Source organism: Acinetobacter sp. ANC 5414 (genome assembly GCF_013004295.1).
Taxonomy (GTDB): domain Bacteria; phylum Pseudomonadota; class Gammaproteobacteria; order Pseudomonadales; family Moraxellaceae; genus Acinetobacter.
In genome coordinates, this window is the sequence record NZ_JABERM010000011.1 from 85818 (window position 1) to 103945 (window position 18128).

Here is an 18128-nt window from a genome sequence, read left to right on the forward strand (position 1 = left end):
AGATTTTTATTTAGTACTAGCCTATTTATAACATGTTACACATGCCCCACCACCTTCAATATCATCATATACGGCATCCAAATCGACCATTTCGATTAACTGATCATCATGCAATATATTACGACGGCGTTTTTTCTTAAACTTTTCCATCTTTTTTTCATGGTCTGCTTTAATTTGAGCAATACGTTCAGGATCTTCAAGGGTACTTAATGGTGTGTCTTTTCCCATCCAATAATAGGTTTCACCATTCGCTGATTTGTCATCTTCAAACTGCTTCTCATACGCTTTTGCTTCTTCAAATTTTTCAGGATGGCGCTCTTTTAAACGTACCCATTCAATTTTCCGTTGATAGAAACAAAATGTGCACCCACTGCGCGAACGCCACTCATAATATTTTGGTAATCCTAAACCTGTACTTTCTAAGAGAGCAATAATATCTTGCTTCACTAAACCATCTTCAGCAAATGGCATCTTAGTCGTCAAATATTTTTGGGTAGGAACATATCCTTCACGCCAAGGTTCATCTGCACGAATACCAACATAGCTAATAATTTCATAGCCATCATCTAAAAATGGTTTAACCCACTGCTCAAATGGAACCAATTTCATCTGTACCGTACACCAACGTTGATGTCCTGAAGGTAGGAAATGATTGTATTCTTTTAACCAATAATCAAAATCTTTATCAGAACCTAAACGCAAAATTGGCTTACCTAAATAAGACTCTAACTGATTAAGATATTCCATGACCTCAGGAAGTTCTTTTCCTGTGTCCGTAAAGAAATATTCGATATCTAGTTCAGGATAGTGATCTCTCATATATACCGCGAGAGCTGCACTATCTTTTCCACCCGAAAGACCAAGGACATGCTTTACTTTTCTGTCAGACATGTTCGCCTCCTTTCTCAGAATGTGCTAAATCTAGATACTCTTTTAATAATTCATATAAAAGAATCGCTTTAGTATCTTTATTTAAATCACGACTATCTAGATATTCTTTAAATGAACCTATCGCAGACGATACTTTTTCCTCTGTTTCGGATGTAATCCGTACATCTCGATTATATTCCTCAAAACCTTGAGGCGTATTTACAATAATGGCTAAATGTTTTTGCTCATCCAACGTATTTAACTGAGGATGACCATTTTTGACAAAAAAGCAGAGTTGTTTAAATCGCTGTGTGTAATTTGGAATATTTTGAGATGCCTTCTTAAGACTATCATCTGTCCAATCTCGCTCAGGTATTTGAGATAATAATGTAATGATATTACTGAGCCATTGCTTAGATGCGTCATTACTCTTCATTAAATGAAAGGCAAATTTTTGTAACTGCCAATCCGCAGCAGAATGACTAATAATCTCTGCTTGGGCAAGTAGTTCAGGCGTCAAATTTCCTAATTCATGGATTAACTCAGCTTCAAATGTTTGTAATAAATGCGATTTTGCTTGATCTAATTCTAAAAACAAGTTGCTCATATCTGATTGAATAGAATCATTTTTTGCATGTTCAGCATCTAATAAGTCATATAAATCCTCAAATAACAACTTAAAAGGATCATCTGCCATTAAAATAGCAGCGCGCAATTTTTGTGTTTTTTCACTAAAAAAATTGGCATTACGTGAATGCTTAATCCATTTTGACTTTTTCATTAGTGCAGAAACAATGAAACGAGCTACTTGTAATGCCGAAGCCTCTATGGGTTTTCCATAATTTGCTTCAATACTATTTGCTAAAAGATTAATAAACTGTTGTTTCTCAACCTGACCTTTTACATATTTTACTGCGATTTCATGAGGACGTTTGATCAACTTATTGATAAATTCCTCATCAATATCACTAATAAAACGGAACTCATTCGTTACATCTTGATCATAAAATGCAAGAGTTTCTTTCTTAGCTTGCAATAAAGCGAGTGCAAATATAGGCAAAATACCCTGTGGTAAACCAAAAGGTGCAACCGTCCATTTTGCTTTCTCATAAAAGTCTGCAAGGGTAATTAAACCTTTATTTTCTTTAATAACCTTAAAACCGTTTTCCAACAGAATATGCGAATTTGAGTCTTTCGCCTCATGTGGCGTCGGAATTACAAAAGCCCATTCCTGTGTTTCACTATTCAGCTGATGAAGACCTAACCGCTTCAAACAAGATAAATAAATCGCTTTCTCAGCAGGAAATTTCTCAATACCCAGGTTTTCCATTTCTGGACTATGAAGCATTTTTTCTAAAAGCTTTCTTCGCCCAGAAGCTGCGGAACTTGAAATTTCATTTCTTACCACAAGTTCATTAAACATCTTTGGACATTGATCAAAAATTTTGTCAGCAAGTTCAGAAGCAATCACTGAAAGTTGCTTTTGGGCTTGTTTTTCACCTTGGTAGAACCACGTAGCAGACTCAAAAGCATGGTTAAACAAAAAGGTTAATTGTTGATAAATATAATCACAACGATGCTGATATTCTTTCTTCGCAACCTGATCAATCAATAATTTAGGCTGTTCTTTTACAATTTGCTGTAATACAAAAAGTTCTTTCGCCCAATTTTCAATCTCATTATAGTTATTTAAACTCGCGATCACTAAGTTTGAATGAGTTTGAGACAACTTCATCAATTGCCTATCTGTTAGTGAGCTTTCAGCAATCAATACAAAGTCCCTGTATGACTGATTACTTTGATGTTCTAACTCTGAAAATTGTTTTAGTTCATTCACATTATAAATAAGATATTGCCCCATCCAACGCATTATCCCTCTTTCCTGATAATGACGTTTCGCTAAAACAACATTTGCTTTATAACCTGTATATTGCAAATAATTTTGTTTTGGATTTAAGGTTTCTAGCTTGTCCTGAATTAACTGCTGCACATTTAAATCTGATGTCGTCACAACCTCATAGGATTGTGTGCTATTCCAGAAACTCAGAATTTTCCATTCTGTTAGTTGAGTTAAACATTCCGTGATGGCTTTAGTTTCTTTTTTACTCGCATAAAAACTAAAATTCAGCAAATCACGTGTTGGATATACGCCTAGGAACTTACCAAAAATATTCAACATCGCAATTGCTTTAATTAAATTTGAATATAATTGATTCTTAGCAATAGAAAAATTTTCTTTACTCGTTTTTTGACTCACTAAAGTCAAAGCTTGCTCAACAAGACTCCAAGCATGTCCTTCTTTAGAACTTAAAATTTGATGTTGTAAGTTATGACTTAGATAGTCCCATAAATCTACGATAGAATACTTTTGTTCCAATACTGTATTAGCATCTAAAAACTTTCTTAAACTATATGGTTCTGCTGAAAGTAAAAAGCTAAAAATACTGCGTTCATTTTGGCTAAAGCTACTTTTTGAAACAGCTCCAAGCAAAACAGTTGTAAGTGGATGCAAAGGCAATGCATTATAAAAATATTGTTTTACTTTTGGGCTATTTTCTAAGAGACGTGAACCAATAAATTTTTGAATTTGATCAATTAAATCATGATCATTTTTATCTACTGATTGAGGTATTTTAGCATCTGTTCTTTTTAGAGTTTTCGAAACTAAAGCAATTGATTCATCTAAGGATATGCGATAAGAAATATCGACATATCTACCTTGGATTTTTGCCCACTCTAAAGCAATTTGATGACTTAGGCCTTTTGCATAATCAGCAAATGATTGATGCAAAATACCCATAAAAATAAAAGGGCATTCAGGTTGAGATAAACGATTAATTTTTTCCGAAAGATCCTGAAAAAAATGTAAATTGCCAGAACCTCTTGCCAAAGTTTCTAGCAGTTTACCCATTTCATCTAAGATGAATAATGTTCCCGAGATTTTACCTTGTAACTCTGAAAATACTTGAATAATCCAATCTAAAAGTTGTGCTTCAGTTTCAGGATACTGTTCTAATAACATAGACTGTTTAAAATATTTTAATAATCCTGCAACCTGTACAGCATCAACTACTGAACGATAAAATAACTCAATTGGTGAGATAATACCTGCCACCGCTTTGATTATAATCCACGGTTTTTTTTCAATATTTTCAGTTTTAAATACAGTTTCTAATTTTGCTGACAATATGGGATCGGCAATCATTTTATTGACTGCATCACGAACATTTTGATCAGAATGTACAAAACCAGTCAAAATTGCAGCTAAGGTTGATTTTCCTGTACCATAACTACCTGTAATCGTAAATGTAGAAGATTTTGAATCCACTACAGTAGCCAAAGCATTGTATGCTGTGCCATGGAAAATAATTTTATCAAAAAATTCTTTTGAAATATCTGTATCTAAACGCGTAGAAAGTAGATGATTCACATTAATTTGGTAGTATTGATTCAAATTAGTCGTTGACATCTTACTCACTCTCACTATAAATTTTTTCTAATAAATTATCTAAATCAAAAGCTTGAATATCTTTGCATGCTAGGCTTCTAATACCTAATGTGTCCGACCAAAAAAATCTTTCATCAAGTAATGAACATTGATTTAAATAAAAATCGATACCGATATTATTGATTCTAAATAAACGTCCAGGGCTTCCGGGCATAGTTAAAATACTATCAACACTAATCGTCGAAGTATTCTTAAAAAATGTTTGCCAAAAATCCACTAGACAGTATAAAAATACTTCAGGTTTTAAACTTTTTTGTTCAGTAAAATCAGACTTAAATTTATTAGCTTCCAAGTGATACAGTAAACCTAACTCATTTAAAGGAGAGATAAAACTATCTTCTCCTTTAAAGGTTTTGCTTAGTTTTTTCCCATAACAGAGTGCAAAACAATCAAAATCTTTCTGTAAAGTTGCAAGCGCAGGGATTTTTAAATTCTCTGTGTTTAACCAATCCATTAAATCTAAAATTAAATCATTTTTATCAAAAAACTGCTTATTTGAAAAATTGAAATACCATCGAGCAAACGTCAATTCTGAATAATTTTTTTGAATATAATAATGCAAAAGCCAGTTTGATACCGGTTTCTCTAAATAAGAATCATGTAACTTAATAACTTTTGTAATGTCCGAAATGTACCTTTTTTTTTGATCACTAACTTTAAGCGGTTGTAAACCTGAAATTTCGGTCCAATATTTAATACTATTGACCATATTTTTACCTACACCTAGGTCGACAACCAAATTTTCTTCATTTTTTTCTTTATAATCTAATGAATTATACGACTTATTAAGCCATCCATATCTTAATGCAAAAGTCTCATGACCTGAAAAGCGTAGTGTAAAACTCATAGTCTAGTCGTCTTAAAAACAGATTTACTGGAAGATTGTCTCCAGTAGCTTATACATCATTATAATTTTATTCAAGGAATAACTCCATTGATACGACACAACCTGTCTTCCTAAGCAGTACATTTAAGTATGAATATATTAATCCAAGATATTTATACATACGCTCTCACACAAGTAAAAAAAGTATGAAAGTCTACAGTAGGCCACTTACACTTTACTCACGACCAAAACATCTTAATATATTGAAAACATTTATAAAATAAATCCACCATCCCCACTGCTCATTAAAAAATTTAATCGCTAGATCGTATTAATATTATTAAACTTACTTCAATCCAAACCCATCCAATGTCGCTGGGTCAAAATTTTCATCAAACATAAACTCATCTACTCTCTCTTTTTTTAACGTCGCTAGGGTATAAAAGAAACATTTCTCACATAACTGCAACTCATATCTTTCCCCATCATGCGTGGAGCCATACCCCCAATTCGCTGATAAAGTTCCAAACTCCAGTTGCGTTAATTGATTACATACATCACATAGAACATCTGTAACGACTTCCACCTGTTTCAGTTGTTTGATTTCCATATGCAGCTCCTTGTATCAATCAAGTTAAACTCATCTACATGTTTACTAAAAACTTATTCCTGTTTGGCTTTAATTACCATTAAAAATTGAGCTTAAAGCAAGTTGATATGCAATCCCGTACTGGCATTTCAAGGCAGCAGTACCAAAAACTGTAAAGTCAGGGCAATCCACGATTAGATATCTTAGAAATTATTGCGGCAGAATTAAATGCTCAATTGATGCTCATTCCTGATGATAAAGTTTATTTAATTTACAGTCTCGACAAAAAGACTAGCCAAAAATAAAATACTAAAATTTCTCAAATAATTTCATCACATCATTTTCCGTAAGTTTCGCTTCGCCCTCATGATCGGCGCTTAGAATAGACTGTGCCAGTTCTGCTTTATTTTGCTGCAAGGCAATAATTTTTTCTTCTATACTTTGATTGGTAATCAGCTTGTACACAAATACCGGCTTGTCCTGTCCAATCCTCCATGCACGATCTGAAGCCTGATCTTCAGCAGCAGGGTTCCACCATGGATCATAGTGAATGACCGTATCCGCTGCTGTCAAATTCAAGCCTACGCCTCCAGCTTTAAGGCTGATTAAAAACACAGGCACTTGTCCAGACTGAAATGTAGTAATGACTTCATCTCGTTTTTTGGTCTTTCCAGTCAGTTTGACATAGCCAATTTCCGAGTGATTGAGTCGCTGCTCAATCAATTCCAACATTGAAGTAAACTGAGAAAAGATGAGAACTTTTCGTCCCTCTTCCACCATCGGGACGACCATATCCATCAACTGTTCAAGTTTGGCAGAATGTGCCTGCCCGGTTTTAACCGAATCCAGTTTCAGCAAACTAGGATGGCAGCACACCTGACGTAGTTTCAACAAGGCATCTAAAATTTGAATTTGACTACGTTTAAAGCCTTTTTCTGCCACAATTTTCTGAATGTTTTCCTGCATCGTGGCGCGAACAGCCTCGTATAGCTTGGATTGCTGTTCATTCATGTCAATATTGACTTCAATCGTGGTTTTTTCAGGCAATTCTTTGGCGACGTCAGTTTTCAAGCGACGTAAAATGAAGGGCTTAATCCGGTTGACCAGCTTTTGCCTTAACTCCTGATCACCGCGTTTTTCAATCGGATAGCGGTATTTTTTATTAAAGATTTCTTGTGAATATAAAAATCCTGGCATCAGAAAATAAAATAGTGCCCACAGCTCACCCAAATGATTTTCCATCGGGGTACCGGTTAGACACAGACGATGTCGCGCTTTTAATTGCCGTACTACCTGTGCAGCTTTGGCACGCGGATTTTTGATATTCTGTGCTTCATCCAAAATGAGTTGATGATATTCATATTGCTTCAGTTGTTCTTCATCTCTCGCCAGGAGCGGATAGGTGGTTAAAACAATGTCATATTGCGGAATCTGTTCAAAATACTGATGGCGGTCCGGCCCTTGTAGCAGCAGCACCTTGAGCTCAGGGGTAAATTTTTCCGCTTCTTTGAGCCAGTTATGCATCAGCGATGTAGGTGCAACAATTAAGGCGGGGCTGTCCTGCAAATGTCCAGCCTGCTTTTCCATGAGCAAATGCGCTAAAGTTTGTGCTGTTTTGCCCAGGCCCATATCATCTGCAAGAATCCCGCCATGCTGGGTTTCCCTTAAAAACTGTAACCAGCCTAAGCCCTGCTGCTGGTATGGACGCAATTCCCCCTGAAAACCTTTTGGTGTCGGCAGTTGTTGCTGATAGCCTTGTTTGAATTTCTGTGCAAATTGCTGCAGCCGGTCACTGACCTGCCATGCCATCCCAAGATGATGCTGTACCTCCAGTAACTGACTCGCATCATAGCGATCGATACTGCGCTCTTCTTGCTGTAAAATGCTCCGCAGATGCAACAATACCGGCTTAATGTCTCTGGCGGATAGAGCCAAATCGGGTTGATCCACTGCAGTTTTCAGGGTAAAAATTTGACTGTCATTCAGATAACTAAAAGTCCGCGGATCAAGTAAATCAGGCTGCTGTTGTACCAAAACGGCAATGGCATCGAGCAGGTCATAGCAATTGCCTGCACTGTCCTGAACGGTCGCCCCGATATTAAACCAGTCCTGCTGGCTTTCAGATTCAGTGATGGAAATATTTAAATTTTCTACATATTGCAGCTTAAATGGGCTGTGTTCCAGATGCTCTATCTGCCACCCCATCAATTCAATTTGATTGATGGGCATGAGTTGCCTGATCCAGTCTCCATAGAAAGCCCAGACCATAGAGTCGAGACGTTGTTTATCCAGTTTTAATTGCTGGTCATTGCTCAGATCTTTCACCCACTCCAGTGATTTGACCAACAGCTGTAAACGCTGGATTGCCTGTTGTTCCTGAACAAAATCCCGAAGCTGTCGCACCATTTTGCCATGCTGCTCACCGATAAAACTGTCACCTGATGTACCCGCTTTTATTCGCCCGCCTGCATAGGAGAATTCAATTTCAGCACAAACAGACTCCACCAATTTCCAATCAAATTTATCTAAAACACCAAAGCGTAAAATTGGCTGGGGGCTACCGGCAAGGACCTCAACACTCTGAATAGACTCAGACTGAGGCAGATTCTGCACGTTTGAATATTGATGAGTAATATGTTCAAACTCAGACAATAGCGTGGATGGAAGATCAGGCATCTGCAAAAAATGGTAGAGCAGATTTGCCGTATATTCACCATATAATTGACCCACCGTGTTCTGTCGAATATCGACATAACACGGTGGCTGGCTAGCGAGAATTTGAATATGCGGATTTGATTTTAAATCGAGTCGAATATCGCCATTGACCAATTCAATGTTTAAATGCTCCGTCTGTTTTTTGACACCTTGTTCCCATATAAATTCGATGTTGTACCCTTGCTCTGACCATTTAAGTGCAGCATGGCTCTTTTTTTGCCAATAAACATCGCCACTTTGAATAAAACTTTTGAAGTGCTCCAATAAAATCCCGGAGACATCAAGATTGCTCTGATAAAAGCGTTCGTCACTGTTTATTTTGGCGTAATAATAAACCTGATTAAATAATTGTCGTTTTTGTTCAGGTAAAGTCAGATGCTTTCTGGTTATATTTTCATATTGCGTATAATCACTTTCACCGGCAATCGAGCCATTTTTATTGCGTCTGGCCTTCTGCACCACAAGAGTCAATTTTTTTGAGCTGATAGACTGATTTAACAGGTAAATTAAATAAGTGTTTGTTTGGGAAGGTTGCTCGGGGTCCGTCTGTTCTAACTGCCGTTTAAAGTCATGCAACCAGCGTTGCGCCTGATCATATCCCTGTTGGCGGTTTGCTATTGACCGTGGTGATTGAGATTCAGCAGAACGCTGCTGAAATTCTTGGCGATATTCTTGAAAGAATAACCGTGCTAAAGCAGCAGCATGTTTACAGTTATATCTAACGGGACAAGTACAATCGTCATCGATTAAACGGTCCTTTTTAGGATTATAGGTAATGGCGGTATCGTAATAGTCTGTACCCTCAATTTGAGCATACATCGTGACATCGCCGCTTTCCTCAAAGAACTCAATCGTTTCCCTATCAATGTGTTTAGCATAGCTCAGACTGCGCTGAATAGTTGCGGTACTAAAGCGAGATAGAAAATTGATCAATGAGGACATGATTACCAGACACTAAATGTTTATACAATTATAACGGACAAAGCTGTCATTTCAGAATAGTAGCCGAACTGCTCAACCTGAGCACAGATTCGACTCACTCAATAGGAATATTGTGAGTAAAGACAATCAAATCAGAGAAGTTAAACAGATCATTGAGGTCGAAAATATCCTGATAGAAAGTTCTCATTTCTTCACGACAGTTAATTTTAAACCAAATGGGGTTAAAAGTTTTAGCATTGTTTCTAAGGTTGGATTTGCATCTGATCGCTCGAGCTTCTGTAAAGTTTGAAGCGAAATTTTAGTGATCTTGGACATTTCATGTAATGTCAGATGCAGCTCTGTTCTAATGAATTTTGCAATGACATGTATCGGCCAGTCTGGATTAAGCTGAATCATTTCTAAGACATATTGTCTTTTTCTAATTTGCTCTATTTGAGAGAGTGGAATAAAACGTTTATCCATAACAAATCTCCTTTAATTGTGCGCAAATACCTTCAATGCGATATGCACAATTTTCTAGAATTTCATCATCTATCCCGATAGATTTCATATGGGTTAAAAGCCCTTGATACAAAGGTAATTGTTCAGAAAATACAGATTTTATTTGTTCTATGGTTAAAGAACTGCATTCTACAATTTGATGAGCAATTGAAGCCCAATTGTTATCGTCTTTTTCCCATCGAGTAGATCTCGCGATTCCATCAGGATGTAGCCACATAGGGGCAAAATCAAATAAAGGCGTTAATTGAATATCGCCATTGTTAAGCCTTTGAAATGCCGTATTACGGGTATGATTATCTTTATTTCCTAAAGCGATATTGGCTAAATCTCTTTTTACATATTCAAGAATTTCTGTTTCTGGATCCGTACAATAATTCATGATAATTTTGCAGACTTCGTTATGAGACATTTTTACTCCGAAGCCCGCTTTTCCACTAAAAGAAGCTAAACTTTCTTGGGCTATTCTTTCAACACGGTTATCAACCACTTGCCGATCAAAACGTGGAATAAATAAAGTTCTTCCATGTAATTCTAGAGGTCTAAACACTCGCAATCCTAAATATGCTGCTATTTGCATATATAAGGGTTCTTGATTCAAAATTTTGTTTAGACGTTGATCCGTTCCTCGGCTAAATTTAACCAACCAGTGCTGTTTAGCCATTTCATCAGGTAACGTATGATCAAGATAAAATAACTCATCATGACCTTGTGTGAGTAATAGTTTTGGCCACTCACCTTGAACACCAGATGATCCAGAGATAAATAGTCCAAAAGATGATAATGACTCAAGAAACTCTTCACTACGTTTGATAATTTCCTGTATTGAAAATCCTTGTACTAACTGATCTGAATATTGAGTTAAAAGCCATTCATGAGCTTCTTTTATTCTTAAGTTACCAATAGGGTTGCTCGCTCCTACTTTAAGCAATGGCCAATCTGCTGACTCTTCTTCATACTCAGGGCGGCCAAGTTTTTTTAATAGTTCTTTTCGACCATATCCTTGAGGTAATAGATCAACTAGAAAAGCTGGCCACGTAGGCTCAATATTGCTTTCTAAATTAATCGGATAATGGTTTGAAACAGCATGACCATCTCGTAACCCCATATGTTCAATTGCGTAATCCATTGAATAATATGTTCCGCAGCTAGCTTTCCAACCTTTAGCTTTTTCACCTATTACTTCAATAGTGGCACAATCGATCCATTGATTATTCAGAAATATTTGGACAGAGCAAAAATCATTCATAATTCTATTTAAATAGTAAAGTATAGCCAGTTTTACCTATTATATACCTATTATAGTAGTAAAGTATTATTTTTTGTCCAAGTGAGTTTTCAAAATTTATTTTTTATTTAACATAAAATCTCTACTTGGGAAAACAACACAAAAACCCGCATCTAAAAAACTGAAATAAAAAATGCGCCATCCAAACTGTTCAGCTAGGAGCGTAATATCTTTTATAAAAATTCCATTTTTCCCATCCGGCGTGAGGAAAAAAGTAAGAGAGCTAGCTAGCCCAGTCTCAAACATGCCTAAAATTTGTTTAGCCAGTTCTGTACGTGGAATGCCAAGGGTGAATTAGGTAGACCACATACCCAAGTTGTCTGTTAAATTTGAACGGCTCGGGGAAAATTCGGCTTTTGAATGTTTATGCAACAAAGCCTCTCACATGTACAAAAGAAACATTTTTTGATATATTATTTTAATTAAATCAAGTACTTGAAATATTTTTTTCTTGTAAGTAGTATAAGGTTCATCTTAAGCAACATTGAATTCATGAAAATGTAAAAAATTCTAGCCCAAACAAAATAAGAATTTCACTTGGTTATTTTTTAATAATTTTTCAGGACTCTCATTTAGATGAAAACGACTTTTGAGTTCAATCAAGAATTTGGTACAGCTAAAGAATTATTCTGCAAAAACTTCAATAAACTTCATCTCAGTGTTCATCCTGATTTTTCTGGAATTCAGCTTTGCTATGTTTGGGCTTTTCAATCCATAAAAGCTGATTTATCTATATTTGTCTCCCAACCCGAACTTCGTGTATGGAAAGATCCAAATATTGACGGCTACAGAGTGGCCAACAATATTCACATGTACTTATATTTGTTAAATACCACTCCCCAAAATATCAAGCTGCAGGTACATTCTTTCCCTCGCGATGTTGAGAAAATTAAGCTATTAAAACAACAAGCAAGTTCAGAATTCCTCAAATTTCTTTCCTCTTTTCATCATGATTTGAACAAACTGAATCCAGAAAGGTTACAGGGACTGATCAATATGCATATTTCATCTAAAGTGATTCTCAATTTAAACAAAGAAAACTCTTTCAAACCACACTGCACTATTAGCTTGGATCTGCTTGCCAAACTGTTGAAATTCACACGAAACCAACTCAATCATCGCAATAAAATTATCAAGCAGCAAAGACGAAACGTGTTGGATCAACTGGAGCAAACTGATGAAATTGTTCAACAGCTTTTAAACCACCCTGACTTCGCTATCTCACCTGATCAGCTATGGAAATGATAATGTCTAAATATAATAAAACGAATCAAAGTATGACTGAGACTCAACAGACATTATTACAAAGAACGTTAGAAAAACTCTTTGGGGGTGAGGAACTTAACCGTACCGAACATATTCAATATGTCGTTGACTTACTTACCTCAGAACAAACTGATCAATATCTGGAAGGCCTGAAGATCGATCTCTCAGATTTTAAACCACAATCTGATCATGTTATTACAAAACCAGCAGCCTTAATCCTTTCGCGACAACATAAAATTAGCGAAAATCCAATCACTTGGTATGTAAACTCAATTGCACAATTAGCACAGTCAGAAGAAAATGCTTTGACTTGGAATATCATAGTCTTGAAAGCAGCAATCTATCTGATTGCTCTTCCAGATATGAAACCGGAACTTTTTAAAGAAAACAACACGGAACATTTCACTACTGTAAAACGCTTATTTGACCGCTTTCGTATAGCCAATTCGGTTCTAAACTCTAACAAAGAATATCGAAACACACGCGAATACGAGAAGCTTTGGAACCAGCATCTTCAAAATCCTAAACTTTCTTTAGAAGAGTTTGTTCAATATCTTAATGAGTTAACTAATAAAGATATTGATAAAAAGAAATCGGATGATTTTGTACAAAACCTGCTGAAAGTTATTCGTATCACATTTACTTATGTTTTGAAAAACAAGGCAAAAATTGCCAAAACTAGTATAAACACAAAACTGGAACATCATTTTTTAGATGAAGATCAGCTTATTGAAGAAACTTCAGAAGTTCAGAAGGGTTCGAAGTCAAAAGCCCTCAATATTGAAAAACAATTAGATGACCAAAATATACGTCAAATACACATAGACCCGACTGTTGTTACCCCCCTTGCCGCATACTCAGAATCCAGCCAAAGCTATGTCCTGCCTTTAGTGGCTAAACATATTCAAAGAAAAGAGCATTTGCTGCCATTCAGCAACCTTTTTCCAGATACCACAAGTGTGAGTGCCTTACTTAATAAACTATACGAAAATTATCATGCAAAAATTGAAGGAACTCCCAATGAAATATTAAAACGAATTCAGAAAAAGAAGGCTGCTTTGATCCTGATGCTGTCCTTTATAACGGGTAATAAAATTGATGAATGGTTAAAGCTACAAAAAAAACGTGCTAAGAATTTAAATTCTCGTCAGGAAATCATTCTTAAGAAAGGACAATATTTTCTGAGGAGTAAATTTTCAATTTTTGAAAATAATAATTTTGCTTATTCGAACTGCTTGCTCAACCAAACAGTCTATCTGGAGATCCCGATTCCTAATGAATTTATTGCTTACCTGCAAAATAATGATCCTGTCAATGAAGACGATCTTCAACAGCTTTTAGAACAGCTAAGAACAGAACTTTATATTCCAAAATTGTCATCGATAAAGATTAGTTCGCTTTTACATCAAACGATTCTGCAACGAACTGGAAATAAACAGCTTGCTGACCTACTTACCGGAATTGACGCCAATAAATCTTCTTCTATTTCTTATTGTCATCAAAATACTGAGACTTTACAGACCGAGTATGTCTCGATTTTAAAAGAGCTATGTGAGTCATTATCTAATGACTACCAGAACATCGAACATGCTGCAGAAAAAAACTTTGGTAGCCGCAAAGCTCCCACAGCGGATATGGTTAAAAAAATCTTTGCCGTACTCAAAGCTAAAATTTTTGTGCAAAAGGAAAATGATTTAATTGCTGTTTTTAACCACTATAATATTTGGATGTGGCACTTTTTATTGCTGTTTACGGCTGCACGTCCAGTTTCTGACTTCCCTGGATTTTTAAAGAGCTTTAGCCTAAAAAGACAAATACTCATGGTTTCTGATAAAGAAATTGGTGGACGTCAAGGCTATGGGCGTTTAATTCCGCTTTGTAACTTTGTCGTACAGGAAATGGAGAAATTCATACAGTTTCTAGATTTTTTTAAAATTCAAATCGGCCCGCATCATCCAGAAATTCAAGACAATATTCAACAGATTATGGAAAACAAACTCCCGCTCCTAAATATTTTTAGCCAGGAAAAATGGCAGACCTTGAGTCCATCAATTGTGAATAACTTCAATCCCGAGCTAGGCCTGGAATATGAGAACTGGCATCGACATACAGCTCGCGCTTTTCTCAGCAATAAGATTAGCGAACCTGAAATTTTGGCCTTATTCGGTCATGAACCAATGCAGCAAGAAGCTGCGCATCCCTATTCGAGCTTAGCCATTTCACAATATTTAAGTATCGCTCCTATTCTTGAACAGATGAAAGATCATTTTGAAATTACGGGTATTGAACTCCATGTCCTCATCCAATAAAAGAACTCAAAAGTTATACGCTGAAGAACGCAGAACACAAGATCGACTCAATAAGGAAAAAGAGCTTCGAGCAGATGTAGAACAGGAACTGACCCAATATTTTCAAGAACAAGAATTAGAACAAAAAGAGAATCTTGAATCCTTTTATCCAGCAATTTATGAATTTATTAAGCTCAAGGCTCCAAGCTTGGCTTGGAAAAAATATGCGCATGAATTTTTCCGGGCCTATATTAAGAAAATCAATCTAGAACGTAGTGAGCCTTTACCTCTGCCTAGTCTGACGTTTGATATGCAGCGTGATCAGCCAGTTTTCACGATGGACTGGATCAAGAAGGGGCATCAGATTGATGAAATTATTGATCAGCTTTGGGACTATTGGATTCTAGCGAAAGATAGTCAGGCCTTTTCTGATGATGAGATCATCGGGAATATCATTATTTGTGCCATGCTTTACTCAGGCCTAAATCAAAAAGCCACATTGGAGGCTTTGCTTGAACATTTAAAAGATCCGGCAAAAATTAGAAATATCGAAGATCTCAACATTATATTTTTGGAACCGCTTTCTCCCTCGTATGGTGATCTATTCGTTGATGAAAAAACCATACGCAAATCACGCAATTTTATTCCAGATCAAATTACCCGCTTATGGTTAATACACTTTAACACCAGAAATATTCGTAACGTACATCAAAATGTTAAGGATTATTTGGAGATTATTTTTAATAAACTTCAGTTACCATTTACCTTCAAAACTTATAAATTATTACGTAACTATGCCAATTTCAACTGGATGCAACTCCCGAACGTTGACATTGATCCTGCACTCTCACAATGTCTGATTGAAAACACTGCAACATGTGGATTATCAGAGACTGAATTTGAACGATTTCTTCAACCAAAATTCAAATATCAGCAGGATCCTATTAATGATGTCGATATAGAAAAATCGCCTTCTATACTGAAGCAGTACTACTCTGATGATACTCAACAGGCCTTAGACAATGTCATCAAAATTCATAAAGATCTTTTAAAGCTTATTCGTACTGCACAAACCGATAAAGGTATTGATATATTAATTATCGAATATTGTATTGAAAATGCCGAAAAATTTAATGAATATAGCAAACGTATGGTCTTATGGCTTATTAGTCTTTATAAACCTGCTCCGGAAAAAATCCTGCCTATCGCTGAAATTTTTAAATTTTGCGTGATTCAATTTGAAAAGGCATTTCAGGAAAATCAACGTTTAGCTGATAGCTCGATCTACACCTACTACACCCGGATTGCTGAACCTTGGTTGACTCATTCATTACAATATCTCGATGCAGAAGATGAACTGAATACGACTCTGAATAAAATCTACGAACAAATCATTACGAATACTCGACTAGCAGCTGAAGCAAATCAACCTGATTTCAAAAAATCAAAAGGTCAAACGATCAGGATGTTGAAACGCTTCCATGTATTCCAACAAAAAGTCTTCAATGCAGAGTCATTTGACTTAGAATTCATCGCTACTCAAAGCAGACCTAGAGCCCGCATCATAGGCCCTTTAACTTATAAGGCTTTCATGCACAAGTTGGATGCACTATTCACAAGTGCTTGTATCCATGAATACCATTATAAGACATTGAAAATTATTTATATTTTAGCTTACAGAACAGGTATGCGCATTAATGAAATACTCGGATTGCGTGTACGAGATATTGAGGGTTTAACCAATATATCAGTATGGATTCAACCGTACGGTTCTAAAAAACAAGGGAATCTACATGAACTCAAAACAGATAGTGCTGAACGAAAAGTACCTGTACATTGTTTATTAAAAACTGATGAATATCAGCTATTCCATAGTCATGTAATCGAGCAACGCCTACTCAAACAAAAAAACTTATCCTTATTTCGCAATTGGAATGAGAACACAAAACTTAACAAGCATACAGTGACTACACCTTTTAAAATGATTATGAATGAGCTTTTTGATTATCATGATTATTCTTTCCATTCGTTCCGACACACTGCAGCAAATCACCTATCAGTTCTTCTCAATTCTGATTACACTCCACTTGTAAAAAATCTGACGGATTACACCGAAGAAGAATATCAATCTATTCGAGCAGAGATACTCCGCAATTCACATGGTCAACATCATTGGTTTATTATTGCCCATTTACTAGGCCATATTGATCCTACTGAGACCTTTAAAAGTTATATCCATTTAAGCTACCTGATCGCTGGACGTAAAATACTGCAATATCACCCAGACATTGATAATCAATTGGCGAAGAAAATACTGGGATATCAATCTTCTTTCAAGTTTTTAAATACAATGAAAGATTCTGCTAAATTTAGTTTCGAAAAGCATTCTAATGATTTATGTCAGCGTTTACTCAACGATCAAACTGGCTGGTTAAACAGCAATGTAGAAGACATTCTGGATGAAATCGCTTCGTTTAATTCTCAACCCCATGACTTTTTTAAATATTTCGCTGGAACAAAGGAGTCTAAAATTTCATTTAAATTGTTTTACAACTGTCTTAATTTACTAGAGATTCATCGTGACCCACAGCGTGTATCACTAGAAATGAGTTTACCCATCGAACTCGTTAACTATTGGTATGAAAATGCCAAACAATTAAGCAATCTTAAGTCTCAAAAAAATAACCCCCGATTATTTGATCTTAACAACATAAATCATCAGTCAACTCCCCTCAAACCTGCCTTGATCGATACCGCTGAAGAACAAACAGCAATGATCCATTTTTTTGAGAAGATTCAAAATTTATTTAAAAAGAATCCAGATCAAATTAAAGCCGTGCTTGAAATATTCTTAAGTCGTGTCACCGCCTCTCATACAGGTATTCACTATCGATGGGGCAAAATCGATCAATTGGAATCATTTTATTCCATGGTAAAAGACTTGTTTCCACGTCAATTTTGGCATCTTCTCGGACAAAACTTAGTCAAATCATTAGATACTAAGAAACAGCCTTTATTAATGAAACTTGCTCAATCACACAGTAAAACTAAAGATTATCCAACAACGCAGGAAGATTATGTTCGCCTTCAACTTTACTCAATAAAAGATGGCAGAGCACTTGCAGCGTTTAAATTTTGTCTGCATCTAGCCTGTATTGGCCGGCCACAAACTCTTGAACTTAATCCACAAAAATGGGAGCCTTAAGCTCCCATTTTTACTTTGGAGAAACCGGACATTTCTATTTTGGGCTTACAGCCCAATTTTGTATAAGAGATTTTACGTCAAATGACCAAAACATGGTCTTTTACTTCATTCCTCCCTTGCGCAGCCTAAATCC

General features: G+C 36.0%; 10 protein-coding genes and 1 pseudogene. 4 read left to right on the forward strand and 7 right to left on the reverse strand.

All coding sequences use genetic code 11. The features are described from left to right. Positions 1-21: 21 nt before the first annotated feature. The 4 genes from HLH18_RS07970 to HLH18_RS07985 form a co-directional block, all read right to left on the reverse strand. Entirely contained in the window at positions 22-891 is an 870-nt protein-coding gene (locus HLH18_RS07970) for a phosphoadenosine phosphosulfate reductase family protein (protein WP_004668057.1), read from the reverse strand. Further along, positions 884-4339, reverse strand: a complete 3456-nt coding sequence (locus tag HLH18_RS07975) for a hypothetical protein (protein ID WP_171546408.1) — start codon at positions 4337-4339, stop codon at positions 884-886. Before HLH18_RS07975 ends, HLH18_RS07970 begins: the two co-directional genes overlap by 8 nt. Position 4340: 1 nt before the next feature. Beyond that, the gene (locus HLH18_RS07980; RefSeq protein WP_171546409.1) at positions 4341-5225 is read right to left on the reverse strand and encodes a DUF4007 family protein; all 885 of its coding nucleotides are present in this window, start codon (positions 5223-5225) and stop codon (positions 4341-4343) included. 325 nt (positions 5226-5550) lie between these two features. Continuing rightward, positions 5551-5814 (reverse strand): hypothetical protein, encoded by a 264-nt coding sequence (locus tag HLH18_RS07985; protein WP_171546410.1) that lies wholly within the window; start codon positions 5812-5814, stop codon positions 5551-5553. 86 nt (positions 5815-5900) lie between these two features. Here HLH18_RS07985 and HLH18_RS07990 point away from each other — a divergent pair. Beyond that, positions 5901-6074, forward strand: a pseudogene (locus HLH18_RS07990) (transcriptional regulator); the annotation flags it as partial. A 28-nt stretch (positions 6075-6102) separates the two neighbouring features. Here the strand turns inward: HLH18_RS07990 and HLH18_RS07995 are convergent. The 3 genes from HLH18_RS07995 to HLH18_RS08005 form a co-directional block, all read right to left on the reverse strand. Continuing rightward, positions 6103-9450, reverse strand: a complete 3348-nt coding sequence (locus HLH18_RS07995; RefSeq protein ID WP_171546411.1) for a DEAD/DEAH box helicase — start codon at positions 9448-9450, stop codon at positions 6103-6105. A gap of 183 nt (positions 9451-9633) precedes the next feature. After that, on the reverse strand, positions 9634-9912 hold the full coding sequence (locus HLH18_RS08000) for a helix-turn-helix domain-containing protein (protein WP_053579060.1): 279 nt from the start codon (positions 9910-9912) through the stop codon (positions 9634-9636). Continuing rightward, a complete protein-coding gene (locus HLH18_RS08005) occupies positions 9905-11197 on the reverse strand; it encodes a type II toxin-antitoxin system HipA family toxin (RefSeq protein ID WP_171546412.1) in 1293 nt (430 codons plus the stop codon). The genes HLH18_RS08000 and HLH18_RS08005 overlap by 8 nt, the downstream gene beginning before the upstream one ends. A gap of 615 nt (positions 11198-11812) precedes the next feature. On the opposite strand from HLH18_RS08005, the gene HLH18_RS08010 reads away from it, so the two are divergent. From HLH18_RS08010 to HLH18_RS08020, 3 genes are read left to right on the forward strand one after another with little or no spacing between them, the layout of a single operon-like run. Beyond that, entirely contained in the window at positions 11813-12481 is a 669-nt protein-coding gene (locus HLH18_RS08010) for a hypothetical protein (protein ID WP_171546413.1), read from the forward strand. Positions 12482-12483: 2 nt separating this feature from the next. Further along, entirely contained in the window at positions 12484-14811 is a 2328-nt protein-coding gene (locus HLH18_RS08015) for a hypothetical protein (RefSeq protein ID WP_171546414.1), read from the forward strand. Further along, entirely contained in the window at positions 14795-17995 is a 3201-nt protein-coding gene (locus HLH18_RS08020) for a tyrosine-type recombinase/integrase (protein WP_171546415.1), read from the forward strand. The genes HLH18_RS08015 and HLH18_RS08020 overlap by 17 nt, the downstream gene beginning before the upstream one ends. Positions 17996-18128 lie beyond the last annotated feature (133 nt).

Bases quoted from the DNA above. Each gene is read 5' to 3' on its own strand.
- HLH18_RS08000 (WP_053579060.1), bottom strand. From the start codon at position 9,912: ATGGATAAACGTTTTATTCCACTCTCTCAAATAGAGCAAATTAGAAAA.
- HLH18_RS08005 (WP_171546412.1), bottom strand. From the start codon at position 11,197: ATGAATGATTTTTGCTCTGTCCAAATATTTCTGAATAATCAATGGATC.
- HLH18_RS07985 (WP_171546410.1), bottom strand. From the start codon at position 5,814: ATGGAAATCAAACAACTGAAACAGGTGGAAGTCGTTACAGATGTTCTA.
- HLH18_RS08015 (WP_171546414.1), top strand. From the start codon at position 12,484: ATGTCTAAATATAATAAAACGAATCAAAGTATGACTGAGACTCAACAG.
- HLH18_RS07980 (WP_171546409.1), bottom strand. From the start codon at position 5,225: ATGAGTTTTACACTACGCTTTTCAGGTCATGAGACTTTTGCATTAAGA.
- HLH18_RS08010 (WP_171546413.1), top strand. From the start codon at position 11,813: ATGAAAACGACTTTTGAGTTCAATCAAGAATTTGGTACAGCTAAAGAA.
- HLH18_RS07995 (WP_171546411.1), bottom strand. From the start codon at position 9,450: ATGTCCTCATTGATCAATTTTCTATCTCGCTTTAGTACCGCAACTATT.
- HLH18_RS07970 (WP_004668057.1), bottom strand. From the start codon at position 891: ATGTCTGACAGAAAAGTAAAGCATGTCCTTGGTCTTTCGGGTGGAAAA.
- HLH18_RS08020 (WP_171546415.1), top strand. From the start codon at position 14,795: ATGTCCTCATCCAATAAAAGAACTCAAAAGTTATACGCTGAAGAACGC.
- HLH18_RS07975 (WP_171546408.1), bottom strand. From the start codon at position 4,339: ATGTCAACGACTAATTTGAATCAATACTACCAAATTAATGTGAATCAT.